Source organism: Streptomyces roseirectus, assembly GCF_014489635.1.
Classification (GTDB): domain Bacteria; phylum Actinomycetota; class Actinomycetes; order Streptomycetales; family Streptomycetaceae; genus Streptomyces; species Streptomyces roseirectus.
Genome location: NZ_CP060828.1, coordinates 8,700,427 through 8,719,479, shown reverse-complemented (window position 1 = coordinate 8,719,479; position 19,053 = coordinate 8,700,427). Strand labels below are relative to the sequence as shown.

The following is a 19,053-nucleotide window of genomic DNA, read 5'->3' as shown; positions in this document are numbered from 1 at the left end:
ACGGAGATCCACATGCACAACGACCGTGACGTCACCGAACAGCGGCTGCGCCGGGTGCTGGAGGAACGCATCCGGCCGGCCGTCCACGCCCGCGCGGTCCCCCTCTCGGTCGAGGTGTGGGACGTGCCGGGCGAGCCGGTGCCGGTCGGCGAAGGACTCACGGCGCCGTACCGCCCGGTGAAGGTCGGGGAGGCGTGGGGGCCCGCCTGGACGACGAGCTGGTTCAAGGTGAGCGGGACCGTACCGGCCGAGTGGGCGGGGCTGCCCGTGGAGGCGGTGCTCGACCTCGGGTTCGGCACGCACTCGGCCGGCTTCTCCGCCGAAGGGCTCGTGTACCGGGCCGACGGCACCGCCGTGAAGGCCCTCAACCCGCGCAACACCTGGCTCCCGGTCACCGAACAGGCCGTCGGGGGCGAGGAGTTCACGGTGTTCGTCGAGGCCGCCGCGAACCCGGTCGTCATGCACACCGGCCAGGACCAGGTGCAGTTCCTCCCGGTCTCGGTCGGCGGCCCCGCCCCCTGGCTCGGCGACCCCGCCGCCGACCCGGGTGCCCCCGTCTACCGGCTGCGCCGCATGGACCTGGCCGTCGTCGACCGCGAGGTCCACGAACTCACACAGGACTTGGACGTCCTCGGCCAGCTCATGCACGAACTCTCCCCGGACTCGCCGCGCCGCTGGCAGATCCTGCGCGCGGTCGAACTCGCCCTGGACGCCGTCGACTTGCAGGACATCAGCGGCACGGCGGCAGCGGCCCGCGCGGCGCTCGCCCCGGCGCTGGCCTCCCCCGCGCACGCGGGCGCCCACCGGATCACGGCCGTCGGGCACGCGCACATCGACACGGCGTGGCTGTGGCCGCTGCGCGAGACGGTCCGCAAGGTGGCCCGCACGGTCTCCAACGTCACCCAACTCATGGACGACCACCCCGAGTTCACGTTCGTCATGTCCCAGGCGCAGCAGCTCGCCTGGCTCAAGGAACACCGGCCCGAGGTGTACGCGCGCGCCCAGGAGAAGGCGAAGACCGGGCAGTTCGTGCCGACCGGCAGCCTGTGGGTGGAGCCCGACACCAACATCAGCGGCGGCGAGGCGCTGGTGCGCCAGTTCGTCCACGGAAAGCGGTTCTACCTCGACGAGTTCGGCGTCGAGACCGAGGACATGTGGCTCCCGGACACCTTCGGCTACAACGCGGCGCTCCCCCAGATCATGAAGCTCGCCGGGGTGAAGTGGTTCCTCACCCAGAAGATCTCCTGGAACACCACGAACAAGTTCCCGCACCACACGTTCTGGTGGGAGGGCATCGACGGCACCCGGATCTTCAGCCACTTCCCGCCCGTCGACTCCTACAACGGCGAGCTGTCCGGCGCCCAAGTCGCCCACAGCGTCCGCAACTTCCAGGACAAGGCGCGCGCCAACCACTCCCTGATCCCCTTCGGCTACGGCGACGGCGGAGGCGGCCCCACCCGCGAGATGCTGTCGCGCGCCGCGCGCATGAAGGACCTGGAGGGCGCCCCGCGCGTCGAGATCGAGGGCCCGCTGGCGTTCTTCGAGAAGGCGCACGCCGAGTACGAGGCGAACGGCGGCGCCCCCATCTGGTCCGGCGAGCTGTACCTGGAGTTCCACCGGGGCACCCTCACCAGCCAGTTGGCCACCAAGCAGGGCAACCGGCGCAGCGAACACCTGTTGCGGGAGGCCGAGTTGTGGGCGGCGACGGCGGCCGTGCGGGAGGGGGTGGCGTATCCGTACGCCGAGTTGGACCGGCTGTGGAAGACGGTCCTGCTCCACCAGTTCCACGACATCCTGCCCGGCACGTCCATCGCCTGGGTGCACCGCGAGGCCGAGGTGACATACACGCGGGTCGCCGAGGAGCTGAACGGGCTGATCTCGGCGGCGCAGGAGGCGCTGGCCGGGGACGGGGAGGGGACGGTCGTCTTCAACGCGGCGCCCCATGCCCGGGGCGGGGTCGCGGCGTTCGGCGCGGTGCCGCGCGCGCAGAACCCGGGCGCTGCGGTGAGTCCCGTCGTCGATGGCCGGACTTTCGTGCTCGACAACGGGCTGGTCCGGGTCGTCATCGATCAGCGCGGTCTCGTCACCTCCGCGTACGACCTGGCGGCCGACCGTGAGGCGCTGGCACCCGGCACGGTCGGGAACCTGCTCCAGCTGCACCAGGACTTCCCGAACCAGTGGGACGCCTGGGACCTGGACGTCTTCTACCGCAACACCGTGCGCGACCTCACCGAGGCCGAGTCGGTGACGGCGACCGAGGCCGGGGACGGGGTGCGGGTGGTCCGGGTGTTCGGGGAGTCGCGGATCGAGCAGACGCTGACCCTGCCGGCCGGTTCGCGGCGGCTTTCGGTGGACACGGTCGTCGACTGGCACGAGCGGGAGAAGGTCCTCAAGGCCGCGTTCCCACTGGACGTGCGGGCCGCGCACTCCACCGCCGAGATCCCCTTCGGCCACGTCGAGCGCCCCACCCACACCAACACCACCTGGGACGCCGCCAAGTTCGAGATCTGCGCCCACCGCTATCTGCACGTCGGCGAGCGCGACTGGGGCGCGGCCCTGGTCAACGACTCCTCGTACGGGCACGACGTCACCCGTGACGTCCGCGCCGACGGCGGCACGACCACGACCGTCCGCCTGACCCTGCTGCGCGCGGCCCGCTTCCCCGACCCGGAGCAGGACCAGGGCACCCATCGCCTGTCCTACGGCCTCCTGATCGGCGCGCAGGTGCCGGACGCGGTCCGCGAGGGCTACCGGGTCAACCTGGCCGAGCGGACGGTGCCGGGCTCGGCGACGGTCGCGCCGCTGGTCGCCGTGGACGACGAAGGCGTGGTCGTCGAGGCCGTGAAGCTCGCGGACGACGAGAGCGGCGACGTCGTCGTCCGGCTCTTCGAGTCCCGGGGCACCCGCGCCCGCGCCACCCTCACGGCCGGTTTCCCGCTGGCCGGGGCGACGGTCACCGACCTGCTGGAACGCCCGCTGGAAGGCGAGTCGGTGGACGTCGACGGGGACGGCGTGCGGTTCGCGCTGCGGCCGTTCCAGATCCTCACCCTGCGGCTCGCGCGACGGCCGTAGGGATCCGCTCCAGGACCCCTCCCGCGAACACGTCGTACAGCGGGAGGGTTTCCAGGTGCACGTACCCGATGTGGCAGTCGCAGGCGGCGAGCGGGCAGGCGCGGGGCTTCAGGGCTTCCCGGTAGGAGCCGTCGTACAGGTTCCCCAGTTCCGCTTTGACGAAGTGACAGCGCCGGACCGTCCCCTCGCCGTCCACCGAGATCACCGACTCGCCGGTGCGGCAGGGCAGTCCGGCGCTCCGGTGCGGGTGGCGGCTGTAGGGGAAGAGGGGGTCGAGGGCCGTCCAGTCGGCGGCGGAGGCGTCGTCGTAAGTGTGGCCCTCGGCCGCGTTGATCCACAGGTAGACGTGGCCCGGGAGGTCGGCGCGCAGGCGGCGGGCGTGGTCGAGGTGGTCGGGGAGGCCGACGACACCGACGCTGTGGCGGATGCCCTTCGCCGCGAGGTCACGGCACTTGGTCAGGAAGCGGTCGTAGGGGGTCTGGCCGGGGTGGTAGGTGCACCACAGGGCGAGGGTGGCGGGGTCGGCCTCGGTCAGCCAGTCGGTGCGGCAGCTCAGGTTGGTCTGGATCGCGACGCGGCGGACGTGCGGGAGGTGGGAGAGGTCGGCGAGCGCGCGCCGGTACCAGGAACGGACCAGACCCTCGCCCCAGGGGGTGAAGAGGATCGACAGGGTGTCGTCGGTCTGGTGGGTGGCCCAAGTGGTGAAGCGGTCCAACGCCTGTCTGTCGGCGCGGAGTTGGGCCGGGGTGTCGCGGCGCTTGGCGAACGGGCAGTAGGGGCAGTCGTAGTCGCAGGAGGCGAGCGGGCCGCGGTAGAGGAGGGTGAGGTCCATCCCGGGGGCTACTTTCTTTCGTACTCGGCCATCCGGTGGCGCACCACCGGGGAGAACAGCTCGGGTCCGATCGCGTCGGAGTGGGCGAGGCCCTCCGGGGTGAGCTTCAGGTGGTCGTCCGTGTCCGTCAGCCAGCCGCGCTCGACCCAGCGCTCCAACTCGGGCGCGAAGTACTCCCGTTGGCCCACCGCGGGCAGTCCCTCCGCCTGGAGGAGGGACTGGAGCAGGTAGCGGCGGCGGCGCTCGTCGTCGTCCATCTCGAAGCCGATCTCCGCGTGGGTGAAGTCCTCGGTGGCCACGTACGCGTCGACGATCCCGCGTATCTCGGTCATGTTGACCGCGTAGTCGAAGGAGTAGTGCAGGTCTCTGGTGTACGAGCGTGCTCCGCAGCCGAGGCCGATCATGCCGTCGGTCTGGCAGGCGTAGTCGTCGGCGCCCTGGTCGGGGGCGTCGGCCCGGCGGAACATGCGCATGGAGTGCTGGACGTAGCCGTGGGCGAGGAGGTGGTCGCGGCCCAACTTGTAGAGGCGCAGGCGTTGTTGGTCCCATGCCGGGTCGGGGGCGTCCTGGGCCCGGCGGTCGAGGCCGGTGAGGGGGCGGACGTACAGGGGGTAGAGGTACAGCTCCTCAGGGCGCCAACTCAGCGCCGCGTCGAGGGAGTTGAGCCAGGTCGCAGCCGTCTGGCCGTCGATGCCGTAGATCAGGTCGATGTTGAGGACGGGGATGGCCGCGTCCCTGATCCTGCCGAGCGCGGCTTCGACGTCCGCGCGTTTCTGCGGGCGGACGGCGGCGCGCGCCTCGGTGTCGTCGAAGCTCTGGACACCGAGGCTGAGGCGGGTGGTGCCGCGGTCGGCGAGGACGCTCAGGCGGTCGGCGGTGGCGGTCGCGGGGGACGCCTCGACGGAGAGGGGGATGGTGTGCAGGTCGGCGCCCATGTCTTCGGCGAGGTCGCAGAGGCGGTCGAGTTCGGCGGCCGTGAGGAAGGTGGGGGTGCCGCCGCCGAAGGCCGCGGTGGCGAAGCGGCGGTCGCCGGGCCCGAGGGCTTCGCGGGCCGCGGCCGCTTGGCGTTCGAGGGCGTCGAGGTAGGCGGCGGTGAGGCCGTCGGGGGCGCCGATGCGGGTGAAGAGGTTGCAGAAGCCGCAGCGGACCTCGCAGAACGGGATGTGGAAGTAGAGGGAGAGGGCTGCCTTCGGCTCGTCCGCCCAGAGTTTGGTGAGCGGGGGGCGGTCGTCGAGTTTCCGGTACGCGGTCTTGTGGGGGTAGGCGTAGACGTACGACTGGTAGGGGCTCTCGGTCACGCGGTTGGTGGTCACGCGGACTCCCCCTGGTTCAGGGTGAATTGGGCGTACGGGACCGTCCAGACCACGGGGTGGCCCAGGCGGTGGCCGGTGTAGCCGTCGTCGCCGTAGGCGGTGCCGTGGTCGGAGCAGACGATCGTGAAGCAGGGGCGGCGGCTGCTCGCGGCGGTGAAGAGGCGGCCGATGTGCCGGTCGACGTACTCCAGGGCGGCGGCGTGGGTGGCGCGGGTGTCCCCGGCCTCGCGGGTGGCGCCGGGGAGGTGGAACCAGTTGGGCTGGTGCAGGGCGGCGACGTTCACGAAGAGGAACAGGCGCTGGTCCTGCGGGAGTCCGGCGACGATCTGTTCGGCGCGGGTGACCTGGTTCTCGAAGGAGTGCGGGGAGGTGACGCCGAACTCCGGTTCCCAGTGGGCCTCTTGGAAGAGGCCGGGGAGGACGCTGCCGAGGGGGCCCCGCTGGTTGAAGAAGCCGACGCCGCCGACACAGACCGTGCGGTAGCCCTCCTTCGCCAGTCCGGAGACGAGGTCCGGGGTGTCGTACACGAAGGTGCCGCCGGCGGTCGTCTCGCTGCCCGCGAAGCGCGCGGCGAAGAGGCGGGGGTGCGGACCCGGGGTCGCCGGGGTGGGCAGGAAGCCGGCGAACATGGCCTGGTGGGAGGCGTACGTGAAGCTGCCGGGGGCGTGCCGTTCCTCCCACCGGCCGCCGGGGAGGTGGCGTGCGAGGTTCGGGATGCGGCCCTCTTCGGCGAGTTCGACGGCGACGTCGTACCGCAGGGTGTCGAGGGTGACGAGGAGGAGGTCGTGGGTGCCGACGATCCTTGTCATGTCAGGGGTGCGCATGGGTGGTTCTTCCGTGGTTCGGAGCAAGGGTCGCGGCGGCGTGCGCGGGAGGTTTCGGCGTGTGGTGCGCGGCGTGCGCGTGGGTCAGGGCGTGCGTGTGGTTCAGGGTGGCGTCGACCTGCGCCGCGTACGTGTCGAGTCCTTCGGCGCCGCTGCCGGGCAGGCCGGTGAGGCCGGGCAGCAGGTCGCCGAAGGCGTTGACCTCGCCGACGACGGCGCCGGTCCAGCCGACGGCGGGCAGCAGGTCGACGCCGACGCACAGGGTGCGCGGGAAGCGGGCGGCGGCCTGTTCGGCGACGCCGAGGACGTCGGCCCAGCGCCCGCCCGCCGCCTCGACCGCCGCCCGCGCCTCCGCCAGGTCGCCTCTCCTGCCGCCCAGGTGCAGGTTGGTCAGCGGGGTGCCGCTGGTGCGGACGACCGCGTGGGTGGCGCGGCCCGCGACGACCACGACCCGCAGGTCCGCCGCGCGCCCGCGCTGTGCCGCCTTCGGGAACCAGCGCTCCAGGTGCAGGTGGTCCGGGGCGAGCCGGTCGACGATCGCCGCGATCTCGCGCTCGCTGTCGTACCGGCGCACCTTGAGCGAGTTGAACAGTCGTCCGTCCGGCGCCCGTTCGACCGACGTCGTCGCCCTGATCCGCCCGCCGCCCGCCGTCTCGACGGCCAGCACACCGGACGCGGACGAGCCGTGCGCGAGCTTCACGAAGAGCCTCGGCATGCGGTGCTCGCGCATCGCCGTGCGGACGTCGTCCCAGCCGTGGACGGCGGGCGCGGCCGGGCCCGAGGTGGGCGAGTGGGGGACGGGGACGCCCGCTTCGCGCAGGCGGCCGTGGCAGCGGCGTTTGTCGAACAGCACCGCGAGGTCGTCCGGATCGTCGAGGCGCACGCCGCCCCGCAGAGTGCCGAGCGCCGTCAGGAACGCCGCGTACCAGCGCGCGGAGCCCTCGACCCGCGTCGGGTCGTCGCCGCCGCGCAGCACTCGGTCGACCTCGGGGTGCTCGCCCGGCGAGTCGAGGCGGACCACCTCGCCGGGCGCGAAGTCGGCGCCGCCCGCCGCGAGGACGTCCGCCCAGGCGAGGACGCGGGGCGCGGGGAGGCCGGCCGCGCGGACGGCGTCGGTGTAGAGGGTGACGCGGCGGTTGCCGGGGTTGCCGATCACGGTGAGGACGGGCGGGCGGGGTGCGGGGGTGGCCGGCGCGGGTCCGGGCGTGTGTGCGCGGGCCGGTGCCGCTTCTGCGGGGTTCCCGCACGCCGGGAGGCCGGCGAGGGGCGCCGGGGCGGCTGGTGATTCCCGGTGCGCGGCTCCCCGCGCGGGGAAGGCCGGTGAGGCCGGTGTCTCGCCTGGCGTGCGCGGTGCTTCGGCCGTGTCCGCCTCGCCGCGCGCCCAGGTCGTCGTCTCAGGCGCGTCCGTCCCCCCGCTGATCGGCATCCCCCTCACTCCCCCACGGCCACGTAACGCCACACCGTGCCGTCTTCGTCGTCCGCGTCCTCGTCGGCGTCGTCGCTGTCGAGGTCGAGTTCGACGCCGGCCGGTTCGAGGGTGGCGCGCAGGCGCTCGCGCAGGGGGTCGGTCAGGTAGTTGTAGTGGAGGTCGAGTTTCTTGAGGTGGGTGAGGGGCTGGCCGGTGAGGAGGGCGGTGGCGCCGTCGTCGGTGAGGATGCCCATCGAGAGGTCGAGGGTGTCCAGGCGGGCGACGACGGGGGCGGCGGCGACGGCCGCGGCGACCTGGTCCTGCATCTCGCTGTTGCGCAGGGCGAGGTGGCGCAGGGCGGGCAGGCGGGTGCCGGCGAGGACGGGGGCGAGGTCGGCGATCTCGCTGTCGCCGCCGTAGTCGGGGGTGCCGAGCCACAGGTCGAGGTGTTCGAGGGCGGGCAGGTCGCAGGCGGCGACGCCGCGCACCACTTGGGCGGGCAGCCCGCCGGACTCCAGGACGAGCCGGCGCAGCGCGGTGTGCGTGACGCCGTTCAGCACCAGGTCCTGTCCGCCGCGCGTGCCGAACTCCGCCAGCTCCGGGTAGGCGGTCAGGAGCGGGGTGACGCCGGTCTGGTGGATCCAGGAGATCTCGCACTCCTCGGACGTCATGTCCCCGAGGAACAGGGCGCGCAGCGCGGGCAGTTGGTCGCGGGCGGCGACGAGCGCCTCGACGATCGGGCCGGGGCTGGTGTCGTACGCCTCCTCCCAGGCGCCGACGACGATCGCGCGCACGCGTGTGGTGTCGACGGCGTCGAGGAAGCGGGCGAAGACGGACGTCCACTCCTCCTCGGAGTCGTACGTGTCACTGGAGAGCCGCCAGGCGACGGAGTCCGTGGCGGGCAGCGGCCTCGGGTCCTCGGCACTCGGGAACTCGTGGACCGGCAGCCGGTGGAAGGTCGTCAGATGCTCGTGGACGGTCATGCGGCTGCTCCATGCTCGCGGCGGGTGTGGCCTGTTGCCGCAAGTTGTACCAACCGGCACTGACAACGCGGCGCCGGGGTCGGGGTTCGGGGGCGTTGTCAGTGGTGGGTCGTACGGTCGTGGTCATGAGGGCGGCGCGAGGTGTGCCGCGGTCGAGTCGAGGGGGTGTGTCCATGTACCGGCAGGGAGACGTGCTGATCGTGTCGGTCGCCGAGGAGGCGGTTCCGGAGCATGTGGAGCGGGCGCCGAGGGAGCCGAGGGACGGGCGGGGCCGGTTGGTGCTGGCGCTGGGCGAGGTGACCGGGCACGCCCACGCGGTCGTGGGTCCGGGCGAACTCGTGCGGGAGCCGGGCCCGTTCGGGCCGATGCTGCTCCATGTCCCCAGGGGCGGGCGGGTGGTGCACGAGGAGCACGGGACGATCGTGCTCCCGGCGGGGTGGTACCGGGTGATCCGGCAGCGGGAGTACGTGCCCGGGTCGGTGCGGATCGTGGCGGACTGAGGGGGAGTTGGCGATGGACGACGTGAACGAGTGGCGGTCGTACGCCGCTTCGGCCGCACCGGCGGACCGGGCGCGTGCCGAGGCAGGTGTCCGCCTCGCCTACCGCCTCGCGGGGCTCCCCGAGCCGGCGCGGATCCTGTGGGCGCGCTCACCCCTGGAAGGCGTGCGCACCGTGGCCGGCCTGACCGACGCGGGCGCGAGCGTCCGCGAAGCGGTACGCACCCGCCCCTGGGCGGCCGAACGGCGCCGCCTGCACGAGGAGTTGGGCCCCGAGGGCTGGCCCGCCCGCTGGTCCGCGACCGGAGGCCGCCTCTGGGAACTGACCCAGTCCCTGGTCGACCGCATCCGGGAAGGCGTCCTGGAGGAGATCGGCCGCAAGGAGTCGGCGCGAGCCCGCCTGATCCTCCTGGACGCGATGCTGGGCCAGCACGACGCACCGTGGCTGGCGGCGTTCGCGGCGGACCGGGAGCGTGTGGACGGCGACTCGGGATCCGCCGACGCCGATGGGCGGAGTGTTCTGAGCGGCGGCCTGGAGTCCCCGGCGTCCGGCGGTGGCACGGGGCGGAGCGCTCCGGGCGACGGGTCGGAGCCTTCGGCGTCCGGCGCCGGTGTGGGGCGGGGCGTTCGGGGCGGCGCCCCGGAGTTCCCGGCATCCGGCAGCGGTGCGGGGCGTGGCCTCTCCCCCGGCCTCCCGAAGTCGGCCGAGTCCGCCGATCCCACCGACGGCGCGGGGCGCGGCCTTCCGCACAGCGGCCCGGGGTACCCGGCGCCCGCCGACGGCGCCGGCCACGGCCTCTCGGACGGCGGTCCGGGATCCCAAGCGGCCCTCCCCGCACACCCCTTGGCCGGCCTCGCCGAAGTCTGTCGCAGCGCCGGCTGGTGGTGGGCGTTCGAGGAGGTCGCCGTGGTGTGCGAGCGCCCGGTGGAGCTGCACCGGGACGAGGCGGGGCGGCTGGACCGGGGCGACGGTCCGGCGCTGGCGTTCGCGGACGGGTTCGCGCTGTGCGCGTGGCGCGGCATGCCGGTGCCGCCGGGCTTCCTCGACGAGCTGCGGACACTGGTGCCGCAACGCATCCAGGCCGAGGAGAACGCCGAACTGCGCCGCGTGATGCTGGAGTTCTACGGATACGAGCGCTACCTCACCGACTCGGGCGCGAAGCCCGTGCACCGGGACGAGACAGGCGTGCTGTGGCGCATCGAGATGGGCATCGACGAACCGGTCGTGATGGTCGAGGTCACCAACTCCACGCCGGAACCGGACGGTTCACGCAACGTGTACTGGCTACGCGTACCGCCCCGGACAAGGACGGCCCGCGAGGGGGTGGCCTGGACGTTCGGGCTCGACGCCTCCGCGTACGCGCCGCTCCAGGAGACCTGACCACCCCCGGGCGGGCTCAGCTCAGGCCGAGGTTCGACAGGGCCGTCGTCCAGTCGGTGATGATGGCGTTCTGGGCGTCGGAGAGGCTGACTTGGCCGGCGCAGACGGCTTTCTTGAGGCGGTTCTCGACGGTGTCCTTGTTACCGGCGGTCTGGTTGCCGTACTCGGGCTCGGGCCACAGGTTCTGGGGGTCTTTGGGGGCGCCGCCGAGTTCGAGGGGGACGAAGTGGTCCTCCTCGTAGTCGGAGGTGCTGGTGTCGGTGTAGCCGTACTCGACGATCTGCTGCTTCTTGAGGGCCGTGGTGTAGGAGCTGGAGGGGCGCACGGTCGCGGTCCAGCCGGAGACGCAGATGGTGGAGCCGATGGTGTCCTGGGTGACGTCGGGGTTCAGGGCCCCGGGCTGGCAGGAGGGGTCGGGGAGCGGGAGGTACGACTGGCTGCACGACTGGGCGTGTGCCGTGCCCGCCGTGAACGTGAGTCCGGCGGCGGCGAGGGCGAAGGCGGAGAGCGCGGTCACCACGGGGCGAGTGGTACGGGACATGGGGGTCTCCCGATGAAGGCCCGGCAACGGTCCGGGCGGTCGCGTACATGGCAGCACCCCGGGGTTCTACGCGGATAGACGTCTTTGCCGAAGGAGATGACGGCTTGAGGGACGGATTGCCGGGGGCGGGGTGGGGGGTGGCAAGTGCATTGCCGGGCCTTGGAGTTCGGCCGGTACACGGGCTCCACGGAAATTCGATTGCGGCCCTCACCCCCGCCCCCGGACCCTGGCCGCATGCCTTATTCCCTGCGCCCGGCCTCCCTCGAAGACGCTCCCGCCATCACCGGTCTCCTCAACGCGATCGACGTGATCGAGGTGGGCCGTCCCGAGACGGACCAGCACACGGTCGAGGCCGACCTGAAGCACCCGGACGCCGACCTCGCCCGCGACTCCTGGCTGGCCTTCGACGGTGAACGCCTTGTCGTGTACGGCCTGTTGTGGGACGAGTCGGGCGGCGAGCGCATCGACATGGACCACTACGTCCTGCCCGAGCACCAGGAGGCGGGCCTCGCCGTCCTGGCCGCGATGGAGGACCGCGCGCTGGAGCGGGCCCGCGAGAACGGGGCCGCGCGGGCCGTCGTCCACCTCTATCTGAACGTCGACTGCACGATGGACACGGACCTGCTGGCGGCACGCGGCTGGGGTGTCGTGCGCCGCTATCACGTCCTGCACCGTCCCCTGGACGCCGACCGGGACGGCCCCGTCGAGTTCCCGGCCGGTGTGACGCTGCGGTCCTGCGTGACGGAGGACGACCGCCGCACCGTCCACGCCCTCTACCAGACCACGTTCGCCGAGCACTTCGACCACCAGCCGCGCACCTACGAGCAGTGGCTGAACGACATCGACGCCGACAACGTCGACTGGTCCCTGGTCTGGATCGCGAGCACCACCGAAGCGGGCGCCGCCGTCGCGCGCGACGTCGCCTTCCTCATCGCCCGCAACGACCGCACGGCGATGGGCTGGATCCGCAGCCTCGGCGTCCTGCGCGAGGCCCGGGGCCGGGGCCTGGCCGGTCTCCTCCTGCGCCACTCCTTCGCCACCTTCGCCGCCCTGGGCCGCGACACCGTGGGCCTGGGTGTGGACACCGACAACACGACCGGCGCCCCCGCCCTGTACGCCCGGCACGGCATGACGGTGCACTTCGCGGTGGACACCTGGGAGGTCACGCTGACCTGACACGACCACGCCCGGCCCCCGGGACGAGGGGGCCGGGCGGAGTCTCATGCCTCAGGCGTTCACGGGGTGAGCTGCCACCGCGCGATGTAGCCGATGTCGATCGCGGCCCGGTCCTGGACCCGCAGCTTCCAGGTGCCGTTGACGGCCTCCGAGGAGGCGTTGACGGTGAACGTCTGGTCGACGTTGTCCGCCGAGCCGCCGGAGCGGTCGAGCAGCGAGTAGACCGACCCGTCGGGAGCGACCAGGTCGACGGCGAGGTCACCCCGGTACGTGTGGACGATGTTGACGTACACCTCGGTGGTCGCGGAGGCGTTGCCGCTGCGGCCGGTGATGGTGATCGGGGACTCGACGGCGGCGCCGTTGTCGGGGATGTCGACACGGGCGGCGTTGGCGTAGATGTTCGCGACCCGCCAGGTGAAGGTCTGGGTGACGGAGGCGCCGGTGGCGTCGGTGACCTTGAGGGTCACGTCGCTGGTGCCGAGCGTCGTGGGGACCCCGGAGATGAGACCCGAGGAGCTGATGCTGAGGCCCGCCGGAAGGCCGGTGGCCTCGTAGGTCAGGCCCGCGCCGGTGTTGGTGGTGTAGGCGTTGACCTGGAGGGACACGCTCTGCCCGACGCCGGAGACCTGGGCGGCGATCGGCTCGACGTTGACGCCGAGGGCGATGCGGCTGCCGACGTTGATGCCGGCCCAGGCGTCGGCGACGGCGAGGTAGGTCGGGCTGTAGGCGCCGAAGAGGTCGGCGGCGGCCGAGAGGGTCGCGGTGCGGGCGCCCGCGTAGTTGGTGGACGAGGTCATGTACGTCGTCAGCGCCCGGTACCAGATCTTCGCGGCGTTCTGGACGCCGATGCCGGTGACCGACTTCCCGTCGTACGTCGGGCTGTCGTAGGCGACGCCGTTGACGGTCTTCGCGCCGCTGCCCTCGGACAGCAGGTAGAAGAAGTGGTTGGCCGGGCCCGAGGAGTAGTGGACGTCGACGTTGCCGAGGCCGGGGCTCCAGTTGTCGTGGGAGGAACCGTCCCGCGAGGGCTTGTCCATGTACCGCAGCGGCGTGCCGTCGCCGTTGATATTGATCTTCTCGCCGACGAGGTAGTCGCCCGGGTCGGCGGGCAGGTTCTCGTAGAACTCGACGGCGGCGGCGAAGATGTCGGACGTCGCCTCGTTGAGCCCGCCGGACTCGCCGGAGTAGGTGAGGTTGGCGGTGGCGGCGGTGACGCCGTGCGTCATCTCGTGGGCGGCGACGTCGAGCGAGGTGAGCGGGTTGGCGTTGCCGGAACCGTCGCCGTACGTCATGCAGAAGCAGCTGTCCTGCCAGAACGCGTTGACGTAGGAGTTGCCGTAGTGGGCGCGGCTGTAGGCGGCGACGCCGTCGTTGCGTATGCCGTTGCGGCCGAAGACCTCTTTGTAGTAGTCCCAGGTGGCCGCCGCGCCGAACGCGACGTCGACGCCGGCGGTCTGCCGGTTGCTCGGCAGTCCGTTGCCCCAGACGTCGTCGGCGTCGGTGAAGAGGGTGCCGGTGCCGGAGGTGCCCTGGCCCAGGTCGTAGGTGCGGTGGCCGGCGCGCTCGCCGTCGACGAGCTGGTACGTCGAGCCGGAGAGGGTAGAGCCGAGCGGGACGGTGCCGTTGTACTGGCCGGTGCCGGTGCCGGTGTGGACGCCCTCCTCGGCGAGGAGCTGCTTGCCGGAGGCGGCGTCGGTGACGACGCGCAGTTCGCTGGGCGTGCCGTCGGCCTGGGTGCCGTGGACGGTGGTCTCCCAGGCCAGCACGGGCTTGCCGTCGCCGGCCCAGACGACGAGGCGGGGCGCCTTCTCGGTCTCGCCCTTCGCGACGTCCGCGTTCTTCGCGGCGCCGAGGGCCTTGCCGGCGGCGGTGGCGGCGGAGATCTTCGGCGTGACGGTGGGCACGGCGATGCGCGCGTCGCTGGCCTTCGACGCCGTCGTCCGGCCGTCCTTGAGGGAGTGGACGACGAGGTCGCCGCCGAGGACGGGCAGGCCCGCGTAGGTGCGCTCGTAGCGGGTGTGGACGGTGCCGTCGGCGTCCTTGATGACGTCGCGGACGACGAGTTTCTCCTGGGTGCCGAGGGCGAGGCTGCGGGCGGTGGTCGCGGCCTGCGCGGTGGCGCTCTTGAGGAGGCTCGTGCGCTGAGCGGGGGTCAGGGCGAGCTGGGCGGCGCCGGCGCGAGGGGTCGCGCGGATCGTCTTGCCGGTGGCGGCGCCCTGGTCGGGGGCGGCGGTGGCGCCGCCGGTCTGGGTGCCGACGGCCAGCAGGGCGCCGGCGGCGGTGAGGGCGAGGAGGGCGGCGCGTCTGCGCCGTGGGAGGAGGCGGGATCTCCGGGGCAAGGGGGTCTCCTTCTGCGTTCGGCCCCTGGTCGAAGGGCCGGTGGGGGCGCGGGTACCGCCAGAGGTGCGTCGGTGAAGAATTGGTGAACGCGAGACAGAAGAGTGACACTCCGTGCCATGGATTGTCATGAGTGCGCCAACCCAACGGCTTGAACTGGCCCTTGATTGCTGGGAGTTCAAGATTTCAAGAGCGAGTTTTCAGACTCACCCCACCCCGGACCTCATCCCACCCCGGGCACGTCCCCCCGCCACTCCAGCCGCCGCTCGTCCGCCGCGCCCCGCGCGTACACGGCCCGCCCTCCCGCGCCGTACCGCCCTATCTCCGTCGCGAGCACCACCTCTCGCACATCACCCCCCTCGCCCGCGCCGTCTTCCGTGACGTCGAGGAGCAGTCCATCGAGCGGGCCGCCCACCAGTTCGGCGTAACGCCTGCCGGGGCGCGGCCCCGCGTCCTCGTGGTCGGCGCCGTAGACCCTGCCGCGCATGAACTCCGTCTCGTCCATGGTCATCAGCCTGCCACCCGGCACTGACAACGCCCCTGCGGCGACCTCCGGGTGACGGTCACTCCAACCCACACCCCCAGATGTCCGAATTGATCATATTTGCGCTTTATGTGGCTATATGGGGTTAGTGGCTCTCCATGAGACCTCCACAAGACGAGGAGCAGCATGCGCAAGGAAACACTGCGGAGACGGGTCCGGCGGCGGATCGCCGTCGGTCTCGTGCTGGCCGTGTGCGCGGCCGGCGCGCCCGTCGCCCAGGCGGCATCCGCCGCACCGGGGCAGAAGCGGGTCAAGGGCGCCGGCGACGGCACGGTGACCGTCCGGGTCGTCACCGACGTGGACGCCGACGGCGCCTACGACAGCGTCCTGGAGCCCGGGATGGCGGGCGTGACCGTCACACTGACGGACGACGCGGGGCAGACGATCACCGCGACGACCGACGCGGACGGCGTGGCGTCCTTCACCCCGGCGTCCTCGGCGCTGACCGGCGGCAAGTACCGCATCGAGGTGAAGAACCCCGACACGACCACCTACCAGCCGGCGGTCGCGGGCCTCGGCACGGGCGCGGGCGTGATGCGCTCGAACACCGGCTTCGTGGACGTCTCCGGCGGCACCGACGTCAGCTACACGACCGGCTTCCTGGAGCCGGACGTCTACTACCCCGAGAACCCGACCCTGGTCACCGCCGGTCTCGCCAAGGGCGACGCGACCGGCATGCAGGGTCTGCTCCAGTTCGACGGCAACCTCACGAACACCTCGCCGGGCGGCACGGTCAACCAGCTCACCGACAACACCGCCCAGCAGGCCGTCTTCGGCATCGGCACCGACCGCTCCGGCAACGTCTTCATGGGCACCTCGGTCAAGCGGCACACCGAGTACGGCCCGGCCGGCCCCGTCAACGCGATCTACCGCTACAACAGCACCAGCAAGGCGGTGACGACGTTCACCACCCTGCCCGGCGCCCTCACCGCGCACGACGCCACGAACAGCTACCTGCACGACGACGCCATCTACGACAAGGTCGGCCGCGAAGGGCTCGGCGACGTCGACGTCTCGGGCGACGGCAAGACGCTGTACGCGGTCAACCTCAACGACTCCAAGCTCTACAGCGTGCCGGTCAACGGCACCGGCGACGGTGTCAGCGCGGGCGCGCCGGTCTCGTACGACATCCCGAAGCCGGCCGCGTGTGTCGGCGACTGGCACCCGTACGGCATCGGCGTGCGCGGCAAGCGGGTGCTGGTCGGCGGGGTGTGCGGGGCGGAGTCGACCGTCAGCGCCACCTCGGCGTGGGGCGACCCCTCGCAACTGAGCGCGCACGTCTACGAGTTCAAGGGCGGCGCGTTCAGCGAGCTGTTCACCTCCAAGCTGGACTTCGACCGGGGCTGCGCCTACCGCTTCCTCGGCGCGTCGGGCTACCGCTGCGACGACACGACGACGGTCGGCCAGCAGATGAGCGCGGACTGGGAGGCGTGGAACGAGCGGGTGCCCGTGCGCGAGGAGCACACGTTCGTCTCCGCGCCGCAGCCCATGCTGTCCAACCTGGAGATCGCCGACAACGGCGACCTGATCATGGGTTTCCGCGACCGCTTCGCGGACATGCAGGGCAACCAGACCTACTCCTTCGGCTCGACGACGACCCAGGTGTCGGCGGTCGCCGCGGGTGACGTCCTGCGGGCGTGCCTGTCGGGGACGACGTACACGCTGGAGAGCAACGCCACCTGCGGGTCGTTCACGGGCGCGAACCCGAACAACCAGCAGGGTCCGGGCAACGGCGAGTTCTACAACGACACGACCACGCTCTCCGACGCCAACCACGACCAGATCACCGAGGGCGGCACCGCGCTCCAGCCGTACCGCAAGAAGCTGTGGACGACCGCCTTCGACCCGTGGACGAACCAGGCGTACGAGCAGGGGATCCGCGAGTGGGTCGCCGACGGCTCGGTGCCGACGGCCAGGAAGAAGGCCGACGACAGCGGCTCGATCATCGGCAACCTGCTGATCAAGTCGACGTGGTCCGACGGCGCGAACCTCTTCGGCAAGGGCAACGGCCTCGCCGACCTGGAGCTGATCTCCGCCCCGCCGCCGGTCCAGATCGGCAACCGGACCTGGTACGACGCCGACGGCGACGGCATCCAGGATCCGTCCGAGGCGCCGCTGCCGGGCGTCGTCGTCACCCTCAAGGCCCCCGACGGGACCACCCTCACGGCGACGACCGACGCGAACGGCGAGTACTACATCGGCACCGCCGAGGGTCTGAAGCCGAACACGACGTACGACGTCACCTTCGACTACTCGGGCGCCGACACCTCCGGCCTGCCCGGCACCCCCACCCCCGCCGACCTCCAGTTCACCAAGGCGAACGCGGGCAGCGACGACCACATCAACTCCAAGCCCGACAGCGCCGGGAAGACCACGGTCGCCGTCGGTGACCCCGGCTACGTCAACCACGACGTGGACGCGGGCGTGACCCCGCTGAACAAGCTGGGCGACTACGTCTGGTACGACGCGAACGGCGACGGCATCCAGGACCCGACGGAGCAGCCGGCCCCCGGCATCACCGTCACCCTGATCGACCCGGCCACCGGCAACACCATCAGGACGACCACGACCGGCACGGACGGCAAGTACCTCTTCGACAAGCTGCCCGACGGTTCCTACAAGGTCTGCTTCAGCAAGCCCGACGGCTACCAGTGGACGAAGAAGGACGCGGGCGCCTCCGGTGACGACTCGGTCGTCGATCCGGCGACGGGCTGCTCCCCCGAGGTCACCCTCGGCCCGGCCAACCGCTCCGACCTGACCCTGGACGCCGGTCTCACGCCGCTGAACAAGCTCGGCGACTACGTCTGGTACGACGAGAACGGCAACGGCATCCAGGACCCGGACGAGAAGCCGGCCCCCGGGATCCCCGTCAAGCTCATCGACACCACGACCGGCCAGACCGTGAAGACCACGACCACCGGCACGGACGGCAAGTACCTCTTCGACAACCTGCCCGACGGCTCCTACAAGGTCTGCTTCACGGCTCCCGACGACTACCGGTTCACGAAGCAGAACGCCGGCGCCTCCGGTGACGACTCGGTCGTCGACCCGGCGACGGGCTGCTCCGACCCGGTCGTCCTCGGCCCGGCCAACCGCGCGGACCTCACCCAGGACGCGGGCCTGACCCCGCTCAACAAGCTCGGCGACTACGTCTGGTACGACGAGAACGGCAACGGCATCCAGGACCCGGGTGAGAAGCCGGCCTCCGGGATCCCGGTCAAGCTCGTCGACCCGGCGACCGGCAAGACGCTCAAGACCACGACGACCGACGCCGACGGCAAGTACCTCTTCGACAAGCTGCCCGACGGCTCCTACAAGGTCTGCTTCACGGCCCCGGCCGGCTACCAGTTCACGAAGCAGAACGCCGGCGCCAGTGGGAACGACTCGGTCGCCGACCGGAAGACCGGATGCTCCGCCCCGGTCACGCTGGGTCCGGGCAACCGCGCGGACCTCACCCTGGACGCGGGGCTGACCCCGTTGAACAAGCTGGGTGACTACGTCTGGTACGACGACAACGCCAACGGGATCCAGGACAGGGGCGAGAAGCCCGCGTCCGGGGTGACCGTGAAGCTGGTCGACCCGGCGACCGGCAAGACGCTCAGGACGACCAAGACGAACGCGCAGGGCAAGTACCTGTTCGACAACCTGCCCGACGGCAAGTACAAGGTCTGCTTCGTCAAGCCGAACGGCTACCAGTGGACGAAGAAGAACGCGGGCGCGGTCGGCAACGACTCGGTCGTGGACGTGAAGAGCGGCTGCTCCGACGTCGTGACGCTCGGCCCCGGCAAGCGGGCGGACCTCACGCTGGACGCCGGGCTGGTCAAGGAGCTGAAGCTGACCGTCCAGACCGTCGACGCCAAGACCGGGTCGCCGCTGGGCAACGTGGTCGTCCAGCTGTGGCGGGACGCGGGCGGCAAGAAGACGCTCGTCGGTGACTGCTCGACCCCGGGCACCGGCAAGTGCGCCTTCGGGAAGCTGCCGCCCGGTACGTACTACGCGGTCGTCAAGGACGTTCCCGAGGGCTACGACATGCCGAAGAACCCCACGACGAAGACGTACCGGCTCACCGTGAAGAACGACGGGCTCGTCATCAGGATCCCGATCACCCGAGGGGAGCCCTGCAAGGGGAAGTGCTGATCCCCTGA

General features: G+C 71.6%; 13 protein-coding genes. 5 read left to right on the top strand and 8 right to left on the bottom strand.

Going from position 1 to position 19,053, the window contains the following annotated elements; translation table 11 throughout:
- Positions 1–12: 12 nt before the first annotated feature.
- Positions 13–3,072: an alpha-mannosidase gene (locus tag IAG44_RS37770; RefSeq protein WP_187751560.1), complete on the top strand. Its 3,060-nt coding sequence runs from the start codon at positions 13–15 to the stop codon at positions 3,070–3,072.
- Here IAG44_RS37770 and IAG44_RS37765 read toward each other — a convergent pair.
- The 5 genes from IAG44_RS37765 to IAG44_RS37745 are packed head-to-tail and all read right to left on the bottom strand — an operon-like array spanning position 3,044 to position 8,432.
- Entirely contained in the window at positions 3,044–3,904 is an 861-nt protein-coding gene (locus tag IAG44_RS37765) for an STM4011 family radical SAM protein (protein WP_187751559.1), read from the bottom strand. The two genes, IAG44_RS37770 and IAG44_RS37765, sit on opposite strands and share 29 nt — an antisense overlap.
- 8 nt (positions 3,905–3,912) lie before the next feature.
- Complete coding sequence (locus IAG44_RS37760; protein ID WP_187751558.1) at positions 3,913–5,217, bottom strand: STM4012 family radical SAM protein; 1,305 nt, start codon at positions 5,215–5,217, stop codon at positions 3,913–3,915.
- Entirely contained in the window at positions 5,214–6,026 is an 813-nt protein-coding gene (locus IAG44_RS37755; protein ID WP_187753033.1) for an STM4013/SEN3800 family hydrolase, read from the bottom strand. Before IAG44_RS37755 ends, IAG44_RS37760 begins: the two co-directional genes overlap by 4 nt.
- A 1-nt stretch (position 6,027) precedes the next feature.
- Complete coding sequence (locus IAG44_RS37750; RefSeq protein WP_246562388.1) at positions 6,028–7,467, bottom strand: STM4014 family protein; 1,440 nt, start codon at positions 7,465–7,467, stop codon at positions 6,028–6,030.
- Between the two features lie 5 nt (positions 7,468–7,472).
- A complete protein-coding gene (locus IAG44_RS37745) occupies positions 7,473–8,432 on the bottom strand; it encodes an STM4015 family protein (protein WP_187751557.1) in 960 nt (319 codons plus the stop codon).
- 173 nt (positions 8,433–8,605) lie between these two features.
- On the opposite strand from IAG44_RS37745, the gene IAG44_RS37740 reads away from it, so the two are divergent.
- Together IAG44_RS37740 and IAG44_RS43895 are read left to right on the top strand one after the other, a co-directional pair.
- Entirely contained in the window at positions 8,606–8,932 is a 327-nt protein-coding gene (locus IAG44_RS37740; RefSeq protein WP_187751556.1) for a hypothetical protein, read from the top strand.
- 13 nt (positions 8,933–8,945) lie between these two features.
- On the top strand, positions 8,946–10,310 hold the full coding sequence (locus IAG44_RS43895) for a DUF6745 domain-containing protein (protein ID WP_246562387.1): 1,365 nt from the start codon (positions 8,946–8,948) through the stop codon (positions 10,308–10,310).
- A 16-nt stretch (positions 10,311–10,326) separates the two neighbouring features.
- On the opposite strand, the gene IAG44_RS37725 is transcribed toward IAG44_RS43895, so the two are convergent.
- Positions 10,327–10,851, bottom strand: a complete 525-nt coding sequence (locus IAG44_RS37725) for a hypothetical protein (protein ID WP_187751555.1) — start codon at positions 10,849–10,851, stop codon at positions 10,327–10,329.
- 234 nt (positions 10,852–11,085) lie between these two features.
- On the opposite strand from IAG44_RS37725, the gene IAG44_RS37720 reads away from it, so the two are divergent.
- Complete coding sequence (locus IAG44_RS37720; protein ID WP_187751554.1) at positions 11,086–12,027, top strand: GNAT family N-acetyltransferase; 942 nt, start codon at positions 11,086–11,088, stop codon at positions 12,025–12,027.
- Positions 12,028–12,086: 59 nt separating this feature from the next.
- Here IAG44_RS37720 and IAG44_RS37715 read toward each other — a convergent pair whose 3' ends face one another.
- Positions 12,087–14,366, bottom strand: coding sequence for a M4 family metallopeptidase (locus IAG44_RS37715; RefSeq protein WP_246562386.1), 2,280 nt, complete (start codon positions 14,364–14,366; stop codon positions 12,087–12,089).
- 221 nt (positions 14,367–14,587) lie between these two features.
- Positions 14,588–14,869: a hypothetical protein gene (locus tag IAG44_RS37710; protein WP_187751552.1), complete on the bottom strand. Its 282-nt coding sequence runs from the start codon at positions 14,867–14,869 to the stop codon at positions 14,588–14,590.
- 165 nt (positions 14,870–15,034) lie between these two features.
- Here IAG44_RS37710 and IAG44_RS37705 point away from each other — a divergent pair, with 165 nt between their 5' ends.
- The gene (locus tag IAG44_RS37705; protein WP_187751551.1) at positions 15,035–19,045 is read left to right on the top strand and encodes an SdrD B-like domain-containing protein; all 4,011 of its coding nucleotides are present in this window, start codon (positions 15,035–15,037) and stop codon (positions 19,043–19,045) included.
- Positions 19,046–19,053: the final 8 nt, after the last annotated feature.